This is a genomic window from Mucisphaera sp. (assembly GCF_965279675.1).
In the GTDB taxonomy this organism is placed as follows: domain Bacteria; phylum Planctomycetota; class Phycisphaerae; order Phycisphaerales; family Phycisphaeraceae; genus Mucisphaera.
Genome location: NZ_CBDIIJ010000002.1, coordinates 1,299,118 through 1,319,684 on the forward strand (window position 1 = coordinate 1,299,118; position 20,567 = coordinate 1,319,684).

A 20,567-nucleotide genomic window follows, 5' to 3' on the forward strand; every position below is an offset into this window, starting at 1 on the left:
CCCGGACCACCATCCGGGGTTTTTACTTGGCCCAAAGACAGCACATTCACTCCGCTTCCGGCTCAATAACCTCCTCGACGCCAGCCCCACCCTCCTCCGCCGCCCGCCGAGCCCGCCAGATCGCCTGGCGATTCGCCTCCGTCATCACCACAACCACCGACACAAAATCGCCCCCCTCCACCGACACCATCCCCAGCCGCACCGACGCACCCGGCGCATGCCCCATCTTCGACATCACCTCCACCAGGTCCTCATCAATACGCTTCTGCCACCGATCCCCGAACGTCTCCCGGCTGAACGCCACCAGATCATCGATTGGCACCGCATCGATCGACCCCAGGAAATACCACACCCCATCCACCTTCACCGTTGGAATCACGTCCTCCTCCTCCTCGCCCCAAATAATCGCCTCAAAAGGCGACAGCCGCGGATAACCCTCCCCCTCCGTCCGCAACAACGAATCCATCGTCAGGTCCTCATCCGCGATCGCTGTCCGCACCAGCTCTGTCGCCGCCAAACCCACAGGCAGCACAAGCGCCGAAATCAGGCACGCCGCCAGAACCATGAACAGATACCCGCCAAAACCAAACCGCCGATCTCGCTTCAGCATCACAGCATCCTCGCCATCATCTGTGCCTTCAAGACTTGCTAGCAACGCCAACAACTCCTTACGCCGCGGCTCCAACTCATGACGCACCGCAGACTGATTCACCCGGTAAACAAACACATCCAACCCAACAAGAAAAACCACAAGAATGGCCGTCATCACCACCGATTCCAACACCCCATCCGACGACAAGGCCCAACCCAGGTGCAACGTCCAAACCAGCATCGGAATCAGCAAAGGCAGCAGATACCACCACCACACGTGCCGCAGCAGCCACACCTGATCGTCAATCTGACGCACCGATTCCCTCACGCTTTCGATGAGCGAATCCTCAGGCCCGCTCCGCAACTTCCCATACCGAAACCGGAAAACCAGCATGAACACCACCAGCCAGATAAAACCCGGAACCGCCAGATACCAGGTCCACAAGGGCTCCTCCAGCCAAAGCGTCAACGCAAACCACACCGGGATCAGCAGCAGACCCACCCTCACCTCCCCATAGTCCCGTGCCCGCAGCACCGCATCCAGATAACGCTGATTCCGCCGCAGCTCGCGCAACAACACCTCGGTGTCCGCCGCCACCCGTATCTCCTCCCCATGCACCCGCCACGCCTCCTGCAAAGGATCAGTCACCATCGCGGTTCACCTCCATCAGCTCTCGCAAAGCCTTCTTCGCCCGGTTCAGCTTCACCCCCACATGACTCTCCGAAATCCCCAGCACCTCCGACATCTCCCGGTAACTCAGCTCCTCCAGATACAACAGCACCAACGCCTTATCCCCCTTGGGCAGCCGCTGAATCGCCCCGTACAAACGCTCCACCACCTCCCGCCGCTCCGCCCGCTCCGACGCCTCTTCCCCCTCAGCTTCCACCACCGCCACATCAAATAGCGGCTTCTGCGCCAGCCGCCGCCGCTCATCCTTCCGCTTCCAGTTCATCGCCGTGTTCAGCGCCACCCGGTAAAACCACGTCGACGCCGCCGACCGACCCTCAAACCGCTCCACCGACCGCCACGCCTGCAACAGAATCTCCTGAGCCAGATCCTGCCGCTCCTCCTCCGACACCGCATAAGCCCGCGACACCTTCACCACCGCCGGCCCATACCGACCCAGCCAATCCAGAAACACCGAGCTGGCATCACGCTCAACCAAAACAACCTCGCTTCGGAAGAGATGAGTACCCGCAACGCGCTGGTTCTTACAGGAGTTGAGCGATTCAAGAAGGGCAGTCAGTCAATGAAGCCACCTATCTTGCCAATCAACTGCCCAGATCATCACGCCAGAAAACGTCATCCACAGAACACCCAAACACCGCCGCGATCTGAAACGCCACCTCTAACGACGGCGAATACTTGGCCGCCTCGATCGCGTTGACCGTCTGACGACTCACACCCACGCGGTTCGCCAAGTCCTGTTGCGTCATCTCATCAGCCTGAAAACGCAGCGCCCGAATACGGTTTTTGATCACCAGCTTCGACTTTCCCACGATCAAGCACCCATTCGATAAGCAACAAGACGAAGCCCCATATCCACCACATGGCTAAACCCCAGCGAAACAATCAACACATGTGTCGCAATCACAGGCTCGAGGCCCTGAACCAGACAGAGCACCGCCACCATCGCACCCAGCGACCCCACCCAGGACGACCGGTAGGCAGCCTTCCAGGCGATCATCCGATCACGCTCGTCCCGATCCTCCGCACCACCAATCGCCGCCACCAACGCATGAGCCACCGCCAGCAGCACCACCAGCCCAATCACCGCGCCAATCATCAGCGGCACGTAGGCACCCATGTCATACACCGCGTTGTTGTAAATACGCAGCGCCGCCGTCGCATACAGACCCAGCCCGCCAAGCATCACCACCAACTGAACCCAGACACTCTTCTCGGTAAAAGAACCACTCATCACAGTCATCTCCTGGTTAAGAGCCTTCAATTCGATGTCGCGTCCCATTGACGCAGAGTCAAGTATAATTGACATCAAATGCGTGTCAAGTGATCTTGATACTAAGTCCAAAAATTCAGACAGATACCCGCCAAAAGCCCCCTCAGACACTCGAAAAAGGCCCCTAAGCCACCCGCCTGGACGCCTCCCCATCCCCCAAAACCACCACCCCACCCCTACCCGCCATCCCCGACAACACCCCCAGCCGCTCACGCATCGGCACCCAGCCCTCAAACCGCCGCACCACCTTCTCCAGCCGCCCCAGCGCCGAAGACACCCCCGCATACATCCGCACCCGGCTCAGCCAGCCCAGCCCCAGCCGCGGCTGCGCCCCATCAAACTCCCACGGATGCACATACACCACCGCCGGTCGCCCCTCACGACCCGCCTGCGCAATCCCCTGCTCCATCAGCCACGACGGCAGCAACCGGAAATACCCCCCACCCGCCACCGGCAGCTTCCGTCTCCCCACCCGCCACATCAGAGGCGGGACCTCCAACAGCTCCCGACCCCCAGCCCAGCCCTTCAGCCGAAACGGCCCCAACGGCGCCTCCGGCACCCCGTAGCTCGGATGCACCGTCGGAAAGACCGAAGCGTCATAAACAAACCCAGCCTCCGCCAGCACATCCACCGCCCACGCCGTCCGCCGCGTCACCGACCACGTCGGCGCCCGATACCCCACCACCGCCTCACCCACGAGGTCCTCCAGCGTCTTCCGCGACCGCTCCACATCCGCCCGCATCGACACCGCATCCAGCCGACTCAGATGGTCATGCTGATCCCCATGACAAGCGATCTCATGCCCCCCCCTCGCGATCTCCTTCACCAACCCCGGATGCCGCCTCGCCACACACCCCAGAAAGAAGAACGTCCCCCTCACCCCACAACCCGCCATCATCTCCGCCACCGCCCGCGTCCCGATCTCCACCCGGGCCTCACGCTCATCCCACGACGACCGATCCACCACCGCCCGAGCCACCTCCGTCTGCCACACCTCCTCCACATCCACCGTGAGGAATCGAAGAGGCTCGCCCACACACCCCGGATCGGCCGATAACTTATCCACGCACGCTTGCATACACCGCTAGTCGGCCGTCCGACCGGCCACGCGTGAGTCCCGCCGCCGCAACCCGATGAAAAGGGGGGTGGACGGGCCTTCCCGCAGGTTACCGGCCCGAAAGCCCCAACACACCGGCCAAACACGCCCGTGCTCGGAGACCAAAACGTGATCGACCCCAGCCGGGCCATCCTCACCAAAATCCTCGCCACCATCGGACCCGCCTCCATCGCCGAAGAGACCGTCACCCGGCTCATCGAGGAAGGCGTCCGTGCCTTCCGCATCAACTTCTCCCACGGCGACTTCGAGGCCTTCGACGCCTCACTCTCCGTCATCCGACTCGTCTCCGAACGACTCAACATCCCCATCGGCGTCCTCGGCGACCTCTGCGGACCCAAAATCCGACTCGGCAAACTCGACGCCGGCGGCTTCGACCTACACGTCGGCGACCGCGTCGAATTCACCACCGAATCACAGGTCGGACACCGAGACTCACAGACCGACCTCACCCTCCTCAGCACCAACTACCCCGCCTTCGTCGAAGAAGTCGAAGCCGGCCAACGCGTCCTCATTGACGACGGCGCCGTCCGACTCCTCGCCATCGACCGCATCGAAGCCGAAGAAGGAGCACGACTCCACTGCCGCGTCACCGAAGGCGGACGCATCTCCAACGCCAAAGGCGTCAACCTCCCCGACTCCGACATATCCGCACCCTCCGTCACCGACTACGACAAAAAATGCCTCGACTGGGCCATCCAGCGAGGACTCGACTACATCGCCCTCAGCTTCGTCCGCAAAGCCGCCGACGTCACCGAACTCCTCGACCTCATGCGCGACCGCGGCCGCGACAACGCCACACGATTCAGCACCAGCCGACTCCCCGTCATCGCCAAAATCGAAACGCCCCAGGCCATCGACGCCCTCGGCGACATCGTCGAAGCAGCCGACGGCATCATGGTCGCGCGAGGCGACCTCGGCGTCGAGATGGACCTCGCCCGCGTACCCGTCATCCAGAAGGGCATCATCGAAACCTGCCACCGACTCGGAAAACCCGTCATCGTCGCCACCCAGATGCTCCAGAGCATGATCGAACAGGCCACCCCCACACGAGCCGAAATCTCCGACGTCGCCAACGCCATCTGCGACGGGGCCGACGCCATCATGCTCTCAGGCGAAACCGCCGTCGGACGATTCCCCGTCCAGGCCGTCTACATGATGAAACACACCGCCGAGGTCACCGAACGCTTCGTCGCCGAACAGCCCGATGCCTACGGACTCCGCGACACCAACCTCCGCGGCTCCAAATACCGAACCGCAGCCCTCGCGCGAGCCGTCAAGTCCATCGTCGAAGACATCCACCCCAGAGCCGTCGTCATGTGGTCCGAGCTCGGCGGCGGCGCACGCTACCTCGCCCAGAACCGACTCCCCGTCCCCATCTACGCCATCAGCTCAAGCACCCAGGCACTCCGACAGATGACGCTCCTCCACGGCGTCATCCCCCTCCACATGGACCGACCCCCCGGCACCTCCGAATTCATCGACGCCGTCGATCAGCTCTTCGTCACCAACCACTGGGGCGACCCAGGCGACCCCATCGTCATCGTCAAAGGCCAGCCCATCGGCGTCCCGGGCGTCACCAACCAGGTCCAGGTCCACTACCTCGGCGACCGCTGCCGCCTGCCAGATAGCGCCGGACAGGAATAGGTCGCTTTGGAGTAGGATCCAAACATGACCGATCCCGCCGCCAACCCACCCGTCCACGTCGGCGTCATCATGGGCAGCCAGTCCGACTGGCCCACCATGAGCCTCGCCGCCGAACTCCTCCAACACTTCCAGATCCCCCACGAAACCCGCGTCGTCTCCGCCCACAGAACCCCCGACGACATGGCCGACTACGCCAAAGCCGCACGCGACCGAGGACTCAAAGTCATCATCGCCGGAGCCGGCGGAGCCGCCCACCTCCCCGGCATGGTCGCCGCCCACACCACCCTCCCCGTCCTCGGCGTGCCCGTCCAGTCCAAAGCCCTCTCCGGCATGGACTCCCTCCTCTCAATCGTCCAGATGCCAGCCGGCGTCCCCGTCGCCACCCTCTCCATCGGAACCTCCGGAGCCAAAAACGCAGCCCTCCTCGCCGCACGCATCCTCGCCACCAACAACCCCCAACTCGCCCAAGCCCTCGCCGACTACGCCGACCAGCAGGCCAAAGACAGCCGGAGCCAGAAGCTCCAATGACCCACACCCTCCTCCCAGGTGCCGCACTCGGCGTCCTCGGCGGAGGACAGCTCGGACGCATGCTCGCACAGGCCGCCAAACGCATGGGCTATCGCGTCCTCGTCTACGACCCCGCCGAAAACCCGCCCGCCGCCCAGGTCACCGACGAGCACATCCGCGCCGATTGGAACGACACCCAAGCCCTCACCGACTTCGCCAACCGCTCCGACCGCGTCACCCTCGAATGGGAAAACATCCCCCTCGACACCATCCGCACCGTCGAAGCCCACCAGACCGTCCACCCCTCCTCACACATCCTCGCCATCGCCCAGGACCGCGCCCGCGAAAAAGCCTTCCTCGCCGCCGTCGGCTGCCCCCTCCCCGACATCCGCGTTGTCCAAACCCCCGACGATATCAACGCCGAACCCGACTGGTGGAACCACCGCCGCGTCCTCAAAACCGCCGCCGCCGGCTACGACGGCAAAGGCCAGATCGTCACCACCACCTCCGCCGAAGCCCTCGCCGCCTTCAGCGACCTCGGCAACGTCCCCTGCGTCGGCGAAGCCTGGGTCCCCTACGAACGCGAAGTCTCCGTCATCATCGCCCGCACCCACGACGGACAGACCGCCCTCTACGGACCCATCCACAACCAGCACGCCAACCACATCCTCGACATCAGCACCTACCCCGCAGGACTCAACGAAGTCACCCAGACCCACGCCCTCGAGCTCGCCACCAGCATCGCCAACGAGCTCCAACTCGTAGGCGTCCTCTGCGTCGAACTCTTCGTCCTCGAAGACGGCCAGCTCATGGTCAACGAACTCGCCCCCCGACCCCACAACTCCGGCCACCTCACCATCGAAGCCTGCGCTACCAGCCAGTTCGAACAACAGGTCCGTACCATCTGCGGCCTACCCCTCGGCGACCCCACCTTCCGATCCCCCGCCGCCATGGCCAACCTCCTCGGCGACCTCTGGTCAGACCGGCCACCCAACTGGCCCGCCGCCGCCGCACAACCCGGCATCGCCCTCCACATCTACGGCAAAGCCGCCGCCCGACCCGGACGAAAAATGGGACACCTCACCACCCTCTGCCCAACCCCCGATGCCGCCGCTCAGGCCGTCACCCAAGCCCGTTCGGCGTTGCTTCAAGACTAAGCGACTGCGTCTGCTCAAATAGATCGTCGCGGGCATGCGTTGTCAGCTCGATCACCGCCGGATGCTTCAGCTTCCGCTCCGGACTGATCACGTAAAAACTCTCCTGACAATCCTCGCTCACGCCAATCGATTCAAGATTGAACTGCTTCGCCGTCGCCTCGCTGACCACCTGCGGCACCGCAATGATCCCCGCCCCATCCGCCGCAAAAAACTTACTCAGCGCCGTGTCCTCAAACTCACCCACAATCCGAGGCAAAATCCCCAGCTTGTGGAACCACTGATCCAGCAGACGCCGCAGCGCATTACGCTCCGTCGGAACCAGAAGCGGCGCCTCATTCAGACTCTGCGGAAAAGAGTCCCGATAACGCGCCGCCAACTCACCTACCCCAAGAAACGCAACCCCCGTGTTACCCAGACTGTGGTTGAACACCTTCACCGAACTCGCCGCCGGCGCCGGCTCATCAGAAATCACAAGATCCAGCCGGTAAGAAGCCAGATCCAGCAGCAACTGCTCCAGCGAACCCTCACGACACACAATCCGTGGCGGCTGCTCATGATCCAGAATCGGCTTGATGATCTCCCGCGCAATCAGCTTGTGCATCGACTCCGTGATCCCGATCGCAATCCGCTGACCCTTCCGCGAAATACCCCCGCTCTGAACCGAACGCACCAACTCATTGCCCAGCGAGAAAATCTCATCCGCATACTCAAACACACTCTGACCCGTCTCGGTCAACTCCATCCGCCGCGACCGACGATGAAAAAGCGGCTCCTCCAAAGCCACCTCAAGGGCCTTGATCTGAGTACTGATGGTCGGCGGGGAAACCCCTAGACGCTCAGAAGCGCGAGCAATGCTCCCCTCACTCGCGACCGCCCAGAAGTGATATAGATGATGAAAATTAAGCTGACTCACCGCTAAAACCTATTCATTAGTTTCTATGAAAGAATAGCTCATAGTAGCCCGCCAGCACCAGCAGTCATCACAAAAATAAGGCTAAACTCAACTTAGAGAATGTCTTACACACGATTCCAAGAAACGCGAAAGCGCCTCCGCCCACAAAACAGATAAAGTGCTCGCCTGCTGCCGCGACGGCAGCACCCCCGCACCCACCCAGAGCACCGATAACCCAACCGCTTCAACGCCGTCCGAGAGCCAAACCGCACCACGGTTTTGCGCCATACCAGCGGCTAAACTCCGACCTTAGTTCTCAAGGACGAACGCCCTATGACATCGAGCAAGGAAAAGCTCAAAATCCCAATCTCGACGATCACACGCGTCGTCGTCGCCGCCCTCGTCCTCGCCGCAGGCCTCGGCATCATGAGCCTCCTCATCGCCGCGCGCACCGAAGCCGCACGCGTCGACCCCAACCGCGACCGACTCAACGTCCCCGCCTTCCACCTCCAGCCCGTCACCGTCCGACGACCCTGGCAGGGCTATGGCCGCGCCGTCGCCGTCTCCCGAGCCAACATCCCCGCCCGCGTCGTTAGCGCCGTCGCCGAGATCCCCGAAGGCATCGACGCCGGCACCCCCGTCTCCAGAAACCAGACCATCATCCGACTCGACGCCCGAGACTTCCTGCAGCAGGTCGACGCCGAGCAACGCGAAATCGAACGGCTCAGCGCCGAAATCGACCGACTCGCCGTCGAAGAACGCCGACTCACCGAAAGACTCGAACTCCTCGACGAAGACCTCGCCATCGCCATCCGACAGGAAGACCGACTCCGCGACCTCTCCGAACGCAGAGCCGCCAACGTCGCCGATGTCGAACGCGCCGAAAGAGAAACCCTCCTCCTCCGAAGAGAACACCTCACCGCCGCCGAATCCCTCGAAGGCCTGCCCGCCCGACGAGCCGCCCTCCAGGCCAGCGCCGCCGCCGCCCGGGCACGCCTCGCCCTCCTCAACCTCAGCGTCGAACGCAGCAACGTCGTCAGCCCCATCGATGGCGTCCTCGCCACCTTCGACCTTGACGTCGGCGAAAGCGTCACCGCCGGACAGACCCTGGCCGAGGTCGTCGACCTCACCCGCATCGAAGTCCCCATCCAACTCCCCGCCTCCGCCCGCGGCCGCTTCGCCGTAGGCGACCAGGCACGCATCGTCTCCGCCTCCGATCCCTCGCGCTCATGGATCGGACGCATCGACCGCATCAACCCCACCGACGACCCGCAAACCAGAACCCTCACCGCCTACGCCCTCGTCGAACAACCCGACGCCCAGCCGGGCGACGCCGACACCCTCTCCCCCGGACTCTTCGTCGCCGTCGAAGTCCTCGGCAGCCCAACCCCCAACGTCCTCGCCGTCCCCCGACGAGCCGTCCGCGCCGGCCGTCTCTACGTCATCAACGACGGACAACTAGAAAGCCGAGCCGTCACCGTCCGCTACACCCTCCAGCAACCCCCGATCGACCTCGGCATCCCCGAATGGGTCGTCCTCGACCACGCTTCCAACCTCCAGGCCGATGACCTCATCGTCGCCGAAGCCACCACCCTCCTGCGCGACGGCCTCGCCGTCGAACCCAGAACCCTCCAGACCACAACCGCCGCCGCCATTGATGATGAGGTGGGGGGCACCCCTTGAACCTCATCCGTTTCGGCGTCGAAAAACCCGTCCCCGTCAACCTCCTGATGGCCGCTATCCTCCTCGCCGGCCTCTTCTACGGGCTCTCCCTCCGCAAAGAGTTCTTCCCCGAGCAGGACCCCACCGAAGCCGCCGTCAGCCTCCCCTACCCCGGCGCGACCCCCGAGGAAGTCGAAGAAACCCTCGCCATCAAAGTCGAAGACGCACTCGTCGAACTCGACGAAGTCGACGAGCTCCGAACCACCCTCTCCGAAGGCGGCGGCTCCATCATCGTCGTCTTCCGCGAAGGCATCGACGTCGATGAAGCCGTCGATGAAGTCGAACGAACCATCGACTCCCTCCAGGACCTGCCCGAAGAAGCAGAAGAACTCCGCGTCGATCTCTTCGAGCCCGAACTACCCGTCATCCGTGTCACCATCTTTGGCGACTACGAAGAACCCGTCCTCAAAGAAGCCATCCGAGGCGTGCAGGACGACCTCCGAACCCTCGAAGGTATGGGCGACCCTCGCATCGAAGGCGTCCGCGGCTACGAACTCCGCGTCGACGTCCAGGCCGAAGCCCTCGTCGAACACGGCCTCAGCCTCCCCGCCGTCGCCGACCGTGTCCGCTCATGGATGCTCGAAGTGCCAGGCGGCACCGTCCGAGGCGATTCCGGCAACATCCGCGTGCGCACCATGGGCGTCCTCGAGTCCGCCGACACCATGCGCCGAATCCCCGTCCTCACCCGAGAAGACGGACGCGTCATCCGACTCGAAGACATCGCCACCATCAGCGACGGCTTTGTCGATACCCAGATCCGCGTCCGCTACAACGGCAGACCCTCCGCCAGCCTCACCGTCTACAAGGTCGGACGACAGGACATCGTCCGCATGGCCGAAATGGTCCGCGCCTACGTCGCCGCACGCACCGGAGAAGACTTCGTCTCTGCCTCCATCGCCGACCGACTCGCCGTCGCTGGCATCATCCCCGAAACCGACCGCCTCAAGGCCTGGCGACTCGGCATGGACGCCGCCACCGCGCTGCCCACCCACGCCCAGATCCAGACCAACTCCGACCTCGCACGCTTCGTCGAAGGCCGACTCGACCTCCTGCTCCGCAACGCCTACGCCGGGGCCGCCCTCGTCTTCCTCACCGTCCTTGTCTTCCTCAACTGGCGCGTCGCCCTCTGGGTCGGCGTCGGCCTTCTCACCGCCCTCGCCGGCACCATCGTCCTCATGGCATGGGCCGACATCACCCTCAACCTCCTCACCATGTTCGGCCTAATCGTCGTCCTGGGACTCCTCGTCGACGACGCCATCGTCGTCTCCGAGAACATCCAGGCCCGGCACGACCGCGGCGAACCCGCGCTCCTCGCCGCCGTCCGAGGCGGACGCCAGGTTGCATGGCCCGTCGTCGCCACCGTCCTCACCAGCATCGTCGCCTTCCTCCCACTCACCTTCATCGAAGGCCGCATCGGCGACCTCCTCGGCGCCCTCCCAGCCGTCGTCGCCTGCGCCCTCTTCATGAGCCTTATCGAGTCCCTGCTCATCCTCCCCAGCCACCTCGGCCACAGCCTCAAAAAACGCGATGAACGACTCGCCCGCCTCAAAGACCAAAAACCCTCCCTCTCCGACCGCTTCGAGAAGTGGCGCGACACCCTCATCCACGACCGACTCATCCCCGCCTACGCGCACGTCCTCGAAATCGCCCTCTGCCGACGCTACCTCAGCCTCGCTATCGCCGTCGCCGTGCTCGCCGTCTCCTTCGGCATGGTCCAGGGCAACCACGTCCCCTTCGTATTCCTCCCCAAGAACGACGCCGAAACCATCCTCGTCAATCTCCGCATGCCCATCGGCACCTCCCTCACCGCCACCGAACGCGCCGTTCGCGACATCGAAGCCGCCGTCAACAACCAGGCCGAGGTCAAGTCCACCACCTCCGTCCTCGGCGAAACCGCCAACCTCGACACCGGCGAAACCAGCGACGCCCCCCACATCGCCCAGATGTTCGTCGAACTCGTCGCCGTCGAAGACCGCGACATCCCCTCCACCGAAGTCGTCGCCCGCATCCGCGCCGAACTCGCCGACAAGAACCTCGGCGCCGAACGTCTGACCTTCGAAGAACTCTCAGGCGGGCCAGGCGGACCCTCCATCACCATCCGCGCCTCCGGCAAGGACCAGACACAGATCGAGGCCGCCGTCATCGACGTCAAACAGGCCCTCGCCGGCTTCGATGGCGTCTTCGACATCTTCGACGACCAGAACCTCGGGCAGGTCGAACTCCGCTTCACCGTCACGCCCTCCGGTGCCGCCCTCGGCTTCGACGCCGTCAACGTCGCCCAGCAGGTCCGCGCCGCGCTCTTCGGCATCGACGCCCACGTCTTCTCCGCCCGCCAGGAAGACATCGATGTCCGCGTCCGCCTCGACGAACTCACCCGACGAGACCTCGGCGCCCTCGAACGCATGTGGGTCATCAGCCCCGACGGACGCGCCGTCCCCCTCTCCGAGATCGCCATCGTCGAAGAAGCCCTCACCTACGCCTCCATCACCCGCGTCGATCGCGAACGCGCCGTCACCGTCACCGCCGAAACCATCCCCGGCCTCTCACCCGAACTCGTCACCGGCGACCTCACCACCCCCGACCCCGAAACCGGCCTCTCCGACTGGCAGCACCTCCAGCAGCAGCACCCCGGCGTAGAACTCACCTTCGCAGGACGCCAGGAACAACAGTCCGACGCCTTCGCCTCCCTCCCCTACGGCTTCCTCGCCGCCATGGTGATGATCTACGTCATCCTCGCCTGGCTCTTCTCCAGCTACATCCAGCCCCTGCTCGTCCTCACCGGCGTGCCCTTCGCCATCATCGGCGTCGTCTGGGGACACTGGTTCCTCAACTACGAAATCACCTTCCTCAGCCTCATCGGCTTCATCGCCCTCTCCGGCATCGTCGTCAACGACTCCCTCATCTACGTCAAGTTCGTCAACCAGATGCTCGAACGCGGCGCCGAACTCCGCGAAGCCCTCGTCGAAGCCGGCCGCGCACGCCTCCGACCCATCGCCCTCACCACCATCACCACCGTCCTCGGCCTCACCCCGCTCCTGCTCGAAACCTCCTTCCAGGCCCGCTTCCTCATCCCCATGGCGATCTCCATCGCCGCCGGCCTGCTCTCAGCCACCTTCCTCATCCTCCTCCTGCTGCCCTGTCTCCTGCTGATCTTCGAAGACTTGGCCAACCTTGCCTACTACCTCTGGCACGGCCGCCCTCGACCCCGCCCCGACCATCGGCCCATCGAAATCCCCCAGGTCGAAGAAGAAGGCTATGTCGCCGAAGAAAACCTCGTCCACACCTGAGCTTCAGCCGCCAATCAGCCCCGCTCGTTCGAGCCGCGGTGTGTCACCGCGGCTGTGCTTCACAGATCCAACAGACCCCCCGATGTCCGTAGGTCTCAGGCGGCGGGGGGGGGGGGCTAAATCGGCGTCTGAAACCCCATCGCCCGCACGGCGCACCAGCCGTTGACGCCCTCGAAGATCATGAACGCCCCCGCCGCGAAGATCACCCCCGCCGCAACCCACCACCAGGCCGAAACCAGCACACCCGTCAGCATCAATACCGCGAGCACGATCGCCGCGACGACGTGGAGCGACCCCAGCGTGGTTCTTAGTCTCTGGCCGCGACGATCAATGTTGCACTTCATACAGGATGTTAGAGCGAGCACGCCCCCGTGTCTCGGCCCCGGCTGACCCTGAAGCGGATGCCGCTGTGCCACGCGCTGGAGAACTCAGGCCGCCGGCTCGGAAAGCCGCAGCGAAAGACCCTCGAACGCGCGGGCCAGGTGCTCGTCCTGCTGGGTCCGAGCGTTGTGCTCGAGCCAGATGCTCCGATGTGACAGCTCCTGAAGGCCGTCCTCCAGCAGCGGGGTCTCGCCATCGACCTCGTCGTGACCCCGGTTGGCCGGTGACGGCGCAAAGGCGTCACGCAGCTCGTGGACACGGCCCAGCAGCTGGGCCAGATCGTCCATGTACCGGTGGGCGTGAGAGTCCTCTGCGACGGTGAGAACGGTGTCCTCGATCGCGTGGGTCATGGTTTCGAGTCGGTGGGTGTTGTCTGCCCTGATCATGGTGGGGCTCACAGTTGAACGGTTTAGGCGGTTTGTGGCTTGGGCCGCAAATCTCGTGCCATCGCATCAGGATATGCCCTAGGCCCATCCCAATGCATGGATACTAGGCATGGCGCGAGCATGGGGGGTTAGCAATGCGCAAGAAATGGGCAACTAACCGGGGGGAATCGGGTCGATTTTTGCTTGTTTATGGCTCGTTCCGGCACCATTTGGTCCAGAAATGCTCGTTCGCGTCACCCGGTCCGAAGCCGGCTCGGCGGTAAAGTCGCTGGGCCGGGTTGTCCTCGCGGACCTCCAGCGTCAGCTTGCAGCAGCCCGATTGGCAGGCCCGCTCGTGCAGGTAATCAAGGATGGCGCGGCCCACCCCCCGGCCGCGATGGCCCGAAAGCACGGCCAGGTCGTGGATGTTGAGGACCGAGGCGGCCTTGAACGTCGAGAAGCTCAGCAGCGTGATGGCATAGCCGACGGGCTCGGGTCCGAGCCGGCAGAGGTGGGCTTCGGTCGCCGGGTGCGCACGCAGGCGGTCGATCAGGACGGCCCGGACGCCGCGATCGAGCGCACGGCCCAAGCCGATCGGTTCACGGGCGTAGGCCTCGATCAGTTCGAGCAGCGCCTGGGCCTCCGCGGGGTCGTCGAGGTTGGCGGGGGCGATCCGGAGGTGGCTGTCTGGTTGGGTCACGGCGGCCATCGGGATAGGAAGTGAACTACTCGGCGGCGGGTGCGGGGGCATCGGCTTCGAGCCGGGCGAGGTCGAGCATGAATGCCTTGAAAGCCTCGGTGATCGGTCCGGAGGAGCCGGGGAAGCGGTTGGCCATGATGCAGAAGGCGAGCTTGCGGCCGGAGGCATCGGTGACGTAGCCGGCGTAGGCGCGGGTGTGGCCGATGAAGCCGGACTTGGCCCGGAGGTTGTTGGCGGCGGGGGTGTCCAGGCCGGTGCGGGCGAGCCCGCCGGGGTCGTCAGCGACGCCGGCGATGGGCAACGACGCCTCGAAAGCGGCGAAGGAGGGGTGACCGGTCATGCGTTCGAGGACGTGCACAACCTGCCGGGCGGAGACGGCGTTACGTCTGGCGAGGCCGCTGCCATCGGCGAGGATCATCCCGATGGTATTGACGCCGAGGTTGTTGAGGATCTCGAGGGTCGCGGCGGTGCCTTCGGTGGTCTTGCCCGGGCGGCCGGTTTCGACGGCCATCGTCAGGGTGAGGGCTTCGGCGTAGAGGTTGACGCTCTGCTTGTTGACCCAGTAGGCGATGCGTTCGAGGGAGGGAGACTGATAGCTCCAGATGGTCTGGCGTTCGCCCTCGGCGAGGCGGGGGCTCTGGAAGGTGCCGGTGGCCTGGCCGGTGACCTCGATGCCGGCGCGCTGGAGGGCGGCGAGGAGTTCGCGGGCGGCGAAGAGGGGCGGGTCCTGGATGGCGCCACGGATGGACATCTTGCCGGCGTCGCTGCCGAGGGTGCCACGGACGACGGCGAGGTTGGAGTAGGGGGCGGAATAGATGTAGGAGCGGTCGCCGGTGCCGGCTTCACCGGCGGTGACCTTGTTGTGGAAGGCGACGCCTGTCTGCGGCGGGCGGACGGCCTTGATGCGTGTGGGCAGGCCGACACGTCTGGGGACCTCGAAATCGAGGTGGTAGAGGTTTTCGTGGAGGTTGACGCCCGCGACGCCGGCCGCGTAGTAGTTGCCGATGTCGTCCCAGTTCCAGTCGTCGGGGATGAGCTGGTCGTCGATGAGGCTGGCGTCGGCGAGGACATCGCCCTGGATCTCGGTGATGCCGGCGGCCTTGACGGCGGCGGCGGCTTGATCGGCCCACTCGGTGTAGCCGGGGAAACCTTCGGACTTGAATCGCCAGGAACCGAGCGTGGGGTCGCCAGAGCCTTTGATGATGAGGGTGCCCTGAAGGACGCCTTGCTCGTTGAGGAGGCCGGCGGTCTGGATCTCGGTGGTGTAGGTGTAGTCGGGCCCGAGCTGGGCGAGGGCGGCGGCGGAGGTGATGACCTTCATCACCGAGGCTGGTGCGAAGACGCGGTGGGCCTGTCGTGCGAGGAGGACTTCGCGGGTGGCGATGTCGACGACGCAGACGGAGACCTGTCCGCGTCCCATCTCGGGCATGTGCTCGATCCGGGCGATGCGTTCGCGGAGGTCGTCGGCGGTGACGGCGTTTGCCTGTGGGGTCCCGGCGGCGAGCGCAGCGAAAGCCAGGCAGGTGGTGGCTGCCAGGCCGAGGGGATTTGGCTGTTTAAGTTGCACGGGGTTTAGCCGTTCTTCCCGCCGCCCTGGAGGCGTTTGCGGGGGTCGATTTCGAGCTGGCCGTAGGCCTGCTCGTAGCGGGTGACGGCCTGACCGAGTGCCATGGCGAGGCGCTTGGCGGCCCAGGGGCTGAGGATGACGCGGGCGTCGATTTTCATGGTGGCCTGTCCCTGGCCGGAGCCGGGCTGGAGGCCGCGGGAGAGATCGACGACGATCTCCTCGGCGGTGCCGGAGACGCGCGCGGTGGAGGCGTAGTAGGAGGGTGCCTCGGCGTCGTCGATCTTGAGCTGGAGCTGCTGGCCCTGCTGCTCGGGTGCTGCGACTTCTTCGTTCTTTTCCGGGGTGCTGCTCTTGGCCATGGGGGTTTCCTGGGTTTGGGTTGTTGGTTTCAAAAGGGGCTCAGATCCACCAGTCGAGGGTGAGGGCCTGTCGGATTTTTCGCCACTGCTGGGGTCCGAGCCTGGTCTGTCCGGTCTCGATCCGTCCGCGGCCGATCATACCGTCGGCCCACCACATGCCGAGTTGGGGGTCGTGTGTGTCGAGTTCGATCCAGGCGAGTACGGACGGCCTGGAAGGGGTGTTGTTATACGAGTCGCCCGGTGCGGTGTCTACCTCTCCGCCATGGGCGACGGCGAGGCCGGGGTGGGGCAGTTGGGAGATGCCTGCGCGTTCGACGGCGACGACGGTTCCGGCGATTTCCCGCCAGGGGGCGGCCCAGAGTCGTGCGTAGGCGGTGCGTCCGGGCTGGACGAGGGCTGCGTCGTCCTGGGGGACGACCAGGGCGAGTCGGGGTGTTTCTTCGGCGACGAGGATGCCGAGGGCCTGTCCCTGGGTGACCTGGACGCCAAGGAGGCCCTGGAGGGGTGCTTTGGCGTGGAGTCGGCCGGTGAAGGGGGCGCGGATGGTGAGTTTGTCGATGAGCCGCTGGCCGTGGGTGATCTGCTCGTGGATACGGTCGATCTGGACCTGGTAGCTGGCGACGAGGGCCTGGCGGCCGTCGCGTCGGGCGGTGTCTCGCTGGACTTCGAGGATGCGTGCCTGGACCCGGAGTTCGGCGACGCTGTCGATGAGTCGGCTGTTGGCGAGTCTGGCGATGGGTTGTCCGGCTTCGACGTGCTCGCCGATCTCGACGTAGAGGGTGTCGAGTTCGCCGGCGACCTCGGTGAAGATGGGCTGCCGCTGCTCGGCGAGGATGATGCCGGGATGGCGGACGGTTTCGGTGACGGGGATGGACCAGAGGCCGAGGAAGGCGAGGGCGGCGATGGCGAGGGCGGCGAAGGTCCAGGCGGTGCGTGCGTTGGATTGCCGCTGAACGTGGTAGATGTGCTTGAGACCCTTCCAGATGGGCAGGAGGATCATGGTGGTGAGGGCGAACATGCCGAGCAGGGCGCCGATGGCCTGGAGGCCGAAGCGGTCGAGCAGGTGCCAGGCGATGAGGACGATGCTGAGCAGGACGATGATGCGGTAGAGTCCGGCGAGGGTGGCGTAGCCGACGAAGAAGCGTGGCATGCGCGCGGCTTCGGCGGGCTCGGGTTCTTTGGGGGTGATGCGGAGGACGCGGCGGTCGAAGATCTGGCCGAGGTACTTGAGGGACTTGGCCTGGAGGTTGGGCACCTCGACCCAGTCCATGAGGAAGTAGTAGCCGTCGTAGCGGAGCAGGGGGTTGGCGTTGAAGAGGAGGGAGGTGATGCTGGCGGCGAGCATGATGTTGAAGGCGAGCTGGTTGACCCAGCCGGGGTCGGTGGCGATCCAGATCCAGACGGCGGCGGCGGCGAGGAGCATCTCGATGAAGATGCCGCCTGCGGTGATCCAGAGTCGGTCGCGTTTGTCGGGGAGGGTCCAGGCGTCGGAGGTGTCGACGTAGAAGAGGGGGATGAAGACCATGAACATGGCCCCGGTCTCGTGGACTTCGAGGCCGTGGTGTTTGGCGGCGAGGCCGTGGCCGATTTCGTGGATGACCTTGATGCCCAGGAAGACGGCGCCGAAGAGCAGGGCGTTGGTCCAGCTGAGGACGGGGAAGGCGAGGTTGCCGACGTCCTGGAGGTTGGCCAGGGCGACGATGGCTGAGGCGAGCATGAAGAGCAGGGCGGCGAGCATGAACGGTCGGGTCATGAGCCGGCCGACCCAGCGGTGGAGGTGGGTGAGGAAGCGGTCGGGGTCGTAGAGGGGGACCTTGATAAAGAGGAAGCTCTTGAGCTTGGCCTTGCGCATCTTCGAGCGTCTGGCGTCGCGGATGCCGCGGATGCGTTTGGCGGCGCCGGCGTCGGCGGGCAGGAGCAGGCCGGCCCCCATGAGCTGGTGTACGAAGGCTTTGACTTCCTCGGGGCTGAGGGTGTGGTCGGGGAACTTGTGGGCGGTGAGTTTGGCGACCTCTTCGGCGTTGTTGTGGCCGTTGAGTTGTCGGAGGACGTAGTACTCGGCGGGTCGGAGTCGGTAGTAGGTGAGTCCGACGGGGTCTTTGACGACGTAGACGCTTTCGCCGTGGTAGAGCTGCGGGGAGATGATGAGGTCGGCGCGGGCGGCGGGGAGGGGTGGTTCGGGGCCCTGGGGTTGTCCGCTGGCGAGGGACTGCGCGAGGGAGGCGATCTTCTGGGCGTCGGCCGGCTGGCTGGCTGGGCTGGGCTGGTTGCGTCGGGGCTTGTAGGGATTCATGGTTGTGGATCCCTGACTAGAAAAGGGTCATGCGTGAGAAGTGCCAGGCTTTGCGGAAGAGTCGCCAGCCGAGCGGGGCGTAGCCGAGGTCGAGGCGTGCGCGGCCGGTGGGGTTGGCGAGGGCGAGGTGGGGCTCGAGGCCTTCGAGCTGGATGGTGGTGCGTAGCTGGTAGCGGCTGACCCGGGTCATGGGGTCGGGTTCGCTGGTGGGCGAGAGTTCGAGGAGAGAGTTGAAGGCGGCGGTCTGTTCGAGGTCGGGCCAGGGTCGGCTGAGGAAGGTGGCGGGGATCTCGTGTCCTTCGAGGAGTCGTGTCTGGACGAGTCCGACTTCCTGCTCGGGGATATCGACGACGAGGTTGAATCCGGAGAGGTCGCCGATTTGGAGCAGGACCTGGGCTTCGTCGACGGTGTTGCCGACGAGCTCGTGGGGCCGGGTGGTGAGGAGGACGCCATCGATGGGGCTCTTGATCTGGGCCTTGTCGATGCGTCGGAGCAGGGCGGCCTGCTGGATCTGGAGTTTCTCGATTTCGAGCTCGGCCATGCGGAGTTCGGCGGGCTGGGCGTTCATGCGGGCTTCGCGTCGTGCGAGCTGTTGTTCCTCGATGGACTTGAGGACGAGGGTGAGTTCCTGCTGGAGCTCGGTGTCGTCGAGTCGGAGGATGGTTTGTCCGGCCTGGACGGTGTCACCTGTGTTGACGAGGACTTCGCGGATGGTGCCGACGAAGGGGGTGGTGAGGCTGTGCTGGCGTGTGGGTTCGAGTTTGGCGTCGAGCCTGACGGCCATGGGGAAGGGCATGAGGAGGATGAGCAGCAGAAGCAGGAGGGTGCCTGAGATGGCGAGCGCCTGCCAGGTGCTGCGTTTGGGGTGGGTTTTGGCGTGTGCCAGGGCGACGCCGACTCTGCGGAGCGGTCGGGCGTCGAGCTCGATGGCTCGGGCCAGGAAGGGTGCGGCGCACTGGGCGAGTTCGACCTCGGCGGGCGCGAGCTTGCTGGCGTCGACGGCGGTTTCGTGCTCGACGATGAGGACGGCATCGATGCGGTCTTCATCGACGATGGGTGTGACGCAGACGGCCTGGGCCCCGCCTAGCTCGAAGAGCTGGTCGACGAAGGGTTGGAGCTCGTTGTCCTGGCCTTCGATGGCGTGCCCTTTTTGGAACGCCATGGGCTGTTTGGTTTCGCGTGCGGCGTCGGCGATGGTGCGGACGGCGTGGGCGAGGGTGGCTTTGGGGTTGGGGTCGATGGCGTCGGAGAACCAGGCTTTGGGTTTTCTGGGCCAGAAGCCGACGACGGCGGCTCGCTGGGCCTTGAAGAGCTGGCGGGCGCCCTGGGCGAGTTCGTGGGCGAAGGCGTCGGGCTTCTCGATGCGGCCGAGGTTCTTGAGGAGTTCGAGGAGGGCTTTGTAGTGGGTGGCGGAGCGTTCGACGAGTTCGGATTGTCGGTGTCCGAGGTGTTTGCCGATGGTTTCGGCGGCGGTCTGGCAGAAGCCGACGTAGTCGCGATAGACCTTGGGGTCGAGCTCGTCGGGGTAGATGATCTGGAGGACGCCGAGGCGTTTTTTGCCGGCGGAGATGCCGAGGTAGAACTGAACCGTGTTCCCCAGTCCACAGGCCTGGAACCCGAGTTCGCCTGGGGGGACGATGACGGCCTGTGCGGGGTCGGTCCAGGATTTTCGGAGGGCGGTGGCGACATCGCCGATGGGCTGGTTTTTCTCGTCGAGGATTTTTCGGGCGGGGTCGCCTTGGGCGGCGACGGCGCGGTAATCACGGCCTTTGGGGTCGGCTCCGAGCCAGACGACGCCCGCTGCGGCTTCGGTGGATTCGAGGATGAGTTTGAGGGCGTGTCTGGCGACGTCGGTGGGGGTGGTATCGGTGGCGCGGGACAGCTGCTGGAACTGGTCAAGCGCCTGCTGAACGGCGAGCCTGGCTTGATCGGTCGTTTTCTGCATGGAGGGGGGCTCGCGCCGGAGCATGAATGTTGTTCGCGCTCGGAGTGCTGCGAGGGTTATTGAACCTCAGGGTGCTACG

18 protein-coding genes are annotated in these 20,567 nt (G+C 64.8%); 5 read left to right on the forward strand and 13 right to left on the reverse strand.

Annotated elements, in window-relative coordinates; genetic code table 11:
* Positions 1-46 precede the first annotated feature (46 nt).
* From ACQZAB_RS05680 to ACQZAB_RS05700, 5 genes are all read right to left on the reverse strand, one after another.
* On the reverse strand, positions 47-1,243 hold the full coding sequence (locus tag ACQZAB_RS05680) for a hypothetical protein (protein ID WP_428387872.1): 1,197 nt from the start codon (positions 1,241-1,243) through the stop codon (positions 47-49).
* Complete coding sequence (locus tag ACQZAB_RS05685) at positions 1,233-1,757, reverse strand: RNA polymerase sigma factor (RefSeq protein ID WP_428387874.1); 525 nt, start codon at positions 1,755-1,757, stop codon at positions 1,233-1,235. Before ACQZAB_RS05685 ends, ACQZAB_RS05680 begins: the two co-directional genes overlap by 11 nt.
* Before the next feature lie 106 nt (positions 1,758-1,863).
* Positions 1,864-2,091 (reverse strand): helix-turn-helix transcriptional regulator, encoded by a 228-nt coding sequence (locus ACQZAB_RS05690; RefSeq protein ID WP_428387876.1) that lies wholly within the window; start codon positions 2,089-2,091, stop codon positions 1,864-1,866.
* A 2-nt stretch (positions 2,092-2,093) separates the two neighbouring features.
* Positions 2,094-2,513: a hypothetical protein gene (locus ACQZAB_RS05695; protein WP_428387878.1), complete on the reverse strand. Its 420-nt coding sequence runs from the start codon at positions 2,511-2,513 to the stop codon at positions 2,094-2,096.
* A 163-nt stretch (positions 2,514-2,676) separates the two neighbouring features.
* Positions 2,677-3,618 carry a DUF3473 domain-containing protein gene (locus ACQZAB_RS05700; RefSeq protein ID WP_428387880.1) on the reverse strand — a complete coding sequence of 314 codons (942 nt, stop codon included), beginning with the start codon at positions 3,616-3,618 and terminating at the stop codon, positions 2,677-2,679.
* Between the two features lie 159 nt (positions 3,619-3,777).
* Between ACQZAB_RS05700 and pyk the strand changes: the two genes are divergently transcribed.
* Genes pyk through ACQZAB_RS05715 form a run of 3 tightly spaced genes read left to right on the forward strand, consistent with a single transcriptional unit; the run spans position 3,778 to position 6,977 of the window.
* On the forward strand, positions 3,778-5,313 hold the full coding sequence (gene pyk / locus ACQZAB_RS05705) for a pyruvate kinase (protein ID WP_428387882.1): 1,536 nt from the start codon (positions 3,778-3,780) through the stop codon (positions 5,311-5,313).
* Between the two features lie 24 nt (positions 5,314-5,337).
* Positions 5,338-5,841: a 5-(carboxyamino)imidazole ribonucleotide mutase gene (purE, locus tag ACQZAB_RS05710; protein WP_428387884.1), complete on the forward strand. Its 504-nt coding sequence runs from the start codon at positions 5,338-5,340 to the stop codon at positions 5,839-5,841.
* Positions 5,838-6,977, forward strand: a complete 1,140-nt coding sequence (locus tag ACQZAB_RS05715) for a 5-(carboxyamino)imidazole ribonucleotide synthase (protein WP_428387886.1) — start codon at positions 5,838-5,840, stop codon at positions 6,975-6,977. The genes purE and ACQZAB_RS05715 overlap by 4 nt, the downstream gene beginning before the upstream one ends.
* Here ACQZAB_RS05715 and ACQZAB_RS05720 read toward each other — a convergent pair.
* Positions 6,943-7,890 (reverse strand): LysR family transcriptional regulator, encoded by a 948-nt coding sequence (locus tag ACQZAB_RS05720; RefSeq protein ID WP_428387887.1) that lies wholly within the window; start codon positions 7,888-7,890, stop codon positions 6,943-6,945. The two genes, ACQZAB_RS05715 and ACQZAB_RS05720, sit on opposite strands and share 35 nt — an antisense overlap.
* 312 nt (positions 7,891-8,202) lie before the next feature.
* Here ACQZAB_RS05720 and ACQZAB_RS05725 point away from each other — a divergent pair, with 312 nt between their 5' ends.
* Together ACQZAB_RS05725 and ACQZAB_RS05730 are read left to right on the forward strand one after the other, a co-directional pair.
* Positions 8,203-9,552 carry an efflux RND transporter periplasmic adaptor subunit gene (locus ACQZAB_RS05725; RefSeq protein ID WP_428387888.1) on the forward strand — a complete coding sequence of 450 codons (1,350 nt, stop codon included), beginning with the start codon at positions 8,203-8,205 and terminating at the stop codon, positions 9,550-9,552.
* Positions 9,549-12,878, forward strand: coding sequence for an efflux RND transporter permease subunit (locus tag ACQZAB_RS05730; RefSeq protein ID WP_428387889.1), 3,330 nt, complete (start codon positions 9,549-9,551; stop codon positions 12,876-12,878). Before ACQZAB_RS05725 ends, ACQZAB_RS05730 begins: the two co-directional genes overlap by 4 nt.
* 116 nt (positions 12,879-12,994) lie before the next feature.
* On the opposite strand, the gene ACQZAB_RS05735 is transcribed toward ACQZAB_RS05730, so the two are convergent.
* From ACQZAB_RS05735 to ACQZAB_RS05765, 7 genes are all read right to left on the reverse strand, one after another.
* Complete coding sequence (locus tag ACQZAB_RS05735) at positions 12,995-13,222, reverse strand: hypothetical protein (RefSeq protein WP_428387891.1); 228 nt, start codon at positions 13,220-13,222, stop codon at positions 12,995-12,997.
* A gap of 84 nt (positions 13,223-13,306) precedes the next feature.
* Positions 13,307-13,645, reverse strand: coding sequence for a hypothetical protein (locus ACQZAB_RS05740; protein ID WP_428387892.1), 339 nt, complete (start codon positions 13,643-13,645; stop codon positions 13,307-13,309).
* 187 nt (positions 13,646-13,832) lie between these two features.
* Positions 13,833-14,333 carry a GNAT family N-acetyltransferase gene (locus tag ACQZAB_RS05745; RefSeq protein ID WP_428387894.1) on the reverse strand — a complete coding sequence of 167 codons (501 nt, stop codon included), beginning with the start codon at positions 14,331-14,333 and terminating at the stop codon, positions 13,833-13,835.
* Between the two features lie 16 nt (positions 14,334-14,349).
* A complete protein-coding gene (dacB, locus tag ACQZAB_RS05750; RefSeq protein WP_428387896.1) occupies positions 14,350-15,891 on the reverse strand; it encodes a D-alanyl-D-alanine carboxypeptidase/D-alanyl-D-alanine endopeptidase in 1,542 nt (513 codons plus the stop codon).
* Between the two features lie 5 nt (positions 15,892-15,896).
* Entirely contained in the window at positions 15,897-16,250 is a 354-nt protein-coding gene (locus ACQZAB_RS05755; RefSeq protein ID WP_428387897.1) for a DUF3467 domain-containing protein, read from the reverse strand.
* Between the two features lie 40 nt (positions 16,251-16,290).
* Positions 16,291-18,543, reverse strand: a complete 2,253-nt coding sequence (locus tag ACQZAB_RS05760; RefSeq protein ID WP_428387899.1) for an efflux RND transporter periplasmic adaptor subunit — start codon at positions 18,541-18,543, stop codon at positions 16,291-16,293.
* 16 nt (positions 18,544-18,559) lie between these two features.
* Complete coding sequence (locus ACQZAB_RS05765) at positions 18,560-20,488, reverse strand: efflux RND transporter periplasmic adaptor subunit (protein WP_428387901.1); 1,929 nt, start codon at positions 20,486-20,488, stop codon at positions 18,560-18,562.
* Positions 20,489-20,567 lie beyond the last annotated feature (79 nt).

Bases quoted from the DNA above. Each gene is read 5' to 3' on its own strand.
- ACQZAB_RS05680 (WP_428387872.1), bottom strand. From the start codon at position 1,243: ATGGTGACTGATCCTTTGCAGGAGGCGTGGCGGGTGCATGGGGAGGAG.
- ACQZAB_RS05740 (WP_428387892.1), bottom strand. From the start codon at position 13,645: ATGATCAGGGCAGACAACACCCACCGACTCGAAACCATGACCCACGCG.
- ACQZAB_RS05760 (WP_428387899.1), bottom strand. From the start codon at position 18,543: ATGAATCCCTACAAGCCCCGACGCAACCAGCCCAGCCCAGCCAGCCAG.
- ACQZAB_RS05695 (WP_428387878.1), bottom strand. From the start codon at position 2,513: ATGAGTGGTTCTTTTACCGAGAAGAGTGTCTGGGTTCAGTTGGTGGTG.
- purE (WP_428387884.1), top strand. From the start codon at position 5,338: ATGACCGATCCCGCCGCCAACCCACCCGTCCACGTCGGCGTCATCATG.
- ACQZAB_RS05715 (WP_428387886.1), top strand. From the start codon at position 5,838: ATGACCCACACCCTCCTCCCAGGTGCCGCACTCGGCGTCCTCGGCGGA.
- ACQZAB_RS05765 (WP_428387901.1), bottom strand. From the start codon at position 20,488: ATGCAGAAAACGACCGATCAAGCCAGGCTCGCCGTTCAGCAGGCGCTT.
- ACQZAB_RS05725 (WP_428387888.1), top strand. From the start codon at position 8,203: ATGACATCGAGCAAGGAAAAGCTCAAAATCCCAATCTCGACGATCACA.
- ACQZAB_RS05735 (WP_428387891.1), bottom strand. From the start codon at position 13,222: ATGAAGTGCAACATTGATCGTCGCGGCCAGAGACTAAGAACCACGCTG.
- ACQZAB_RS05745 (WP_428387894.1), bottom strand. From the start codon at position 14,333: ATGGCCGCCGTGACCCAACCAGACAGCCACCTCCGGATCGCCCCCGCC.
- ACQZAB_RS05755 (WP_428387897.1), bottom strand. From the start codon at position 16,250: ATGGCCAAGAGCAGCACCCCGGAAAAGAACGAAGAAGTCGCAGCACCC.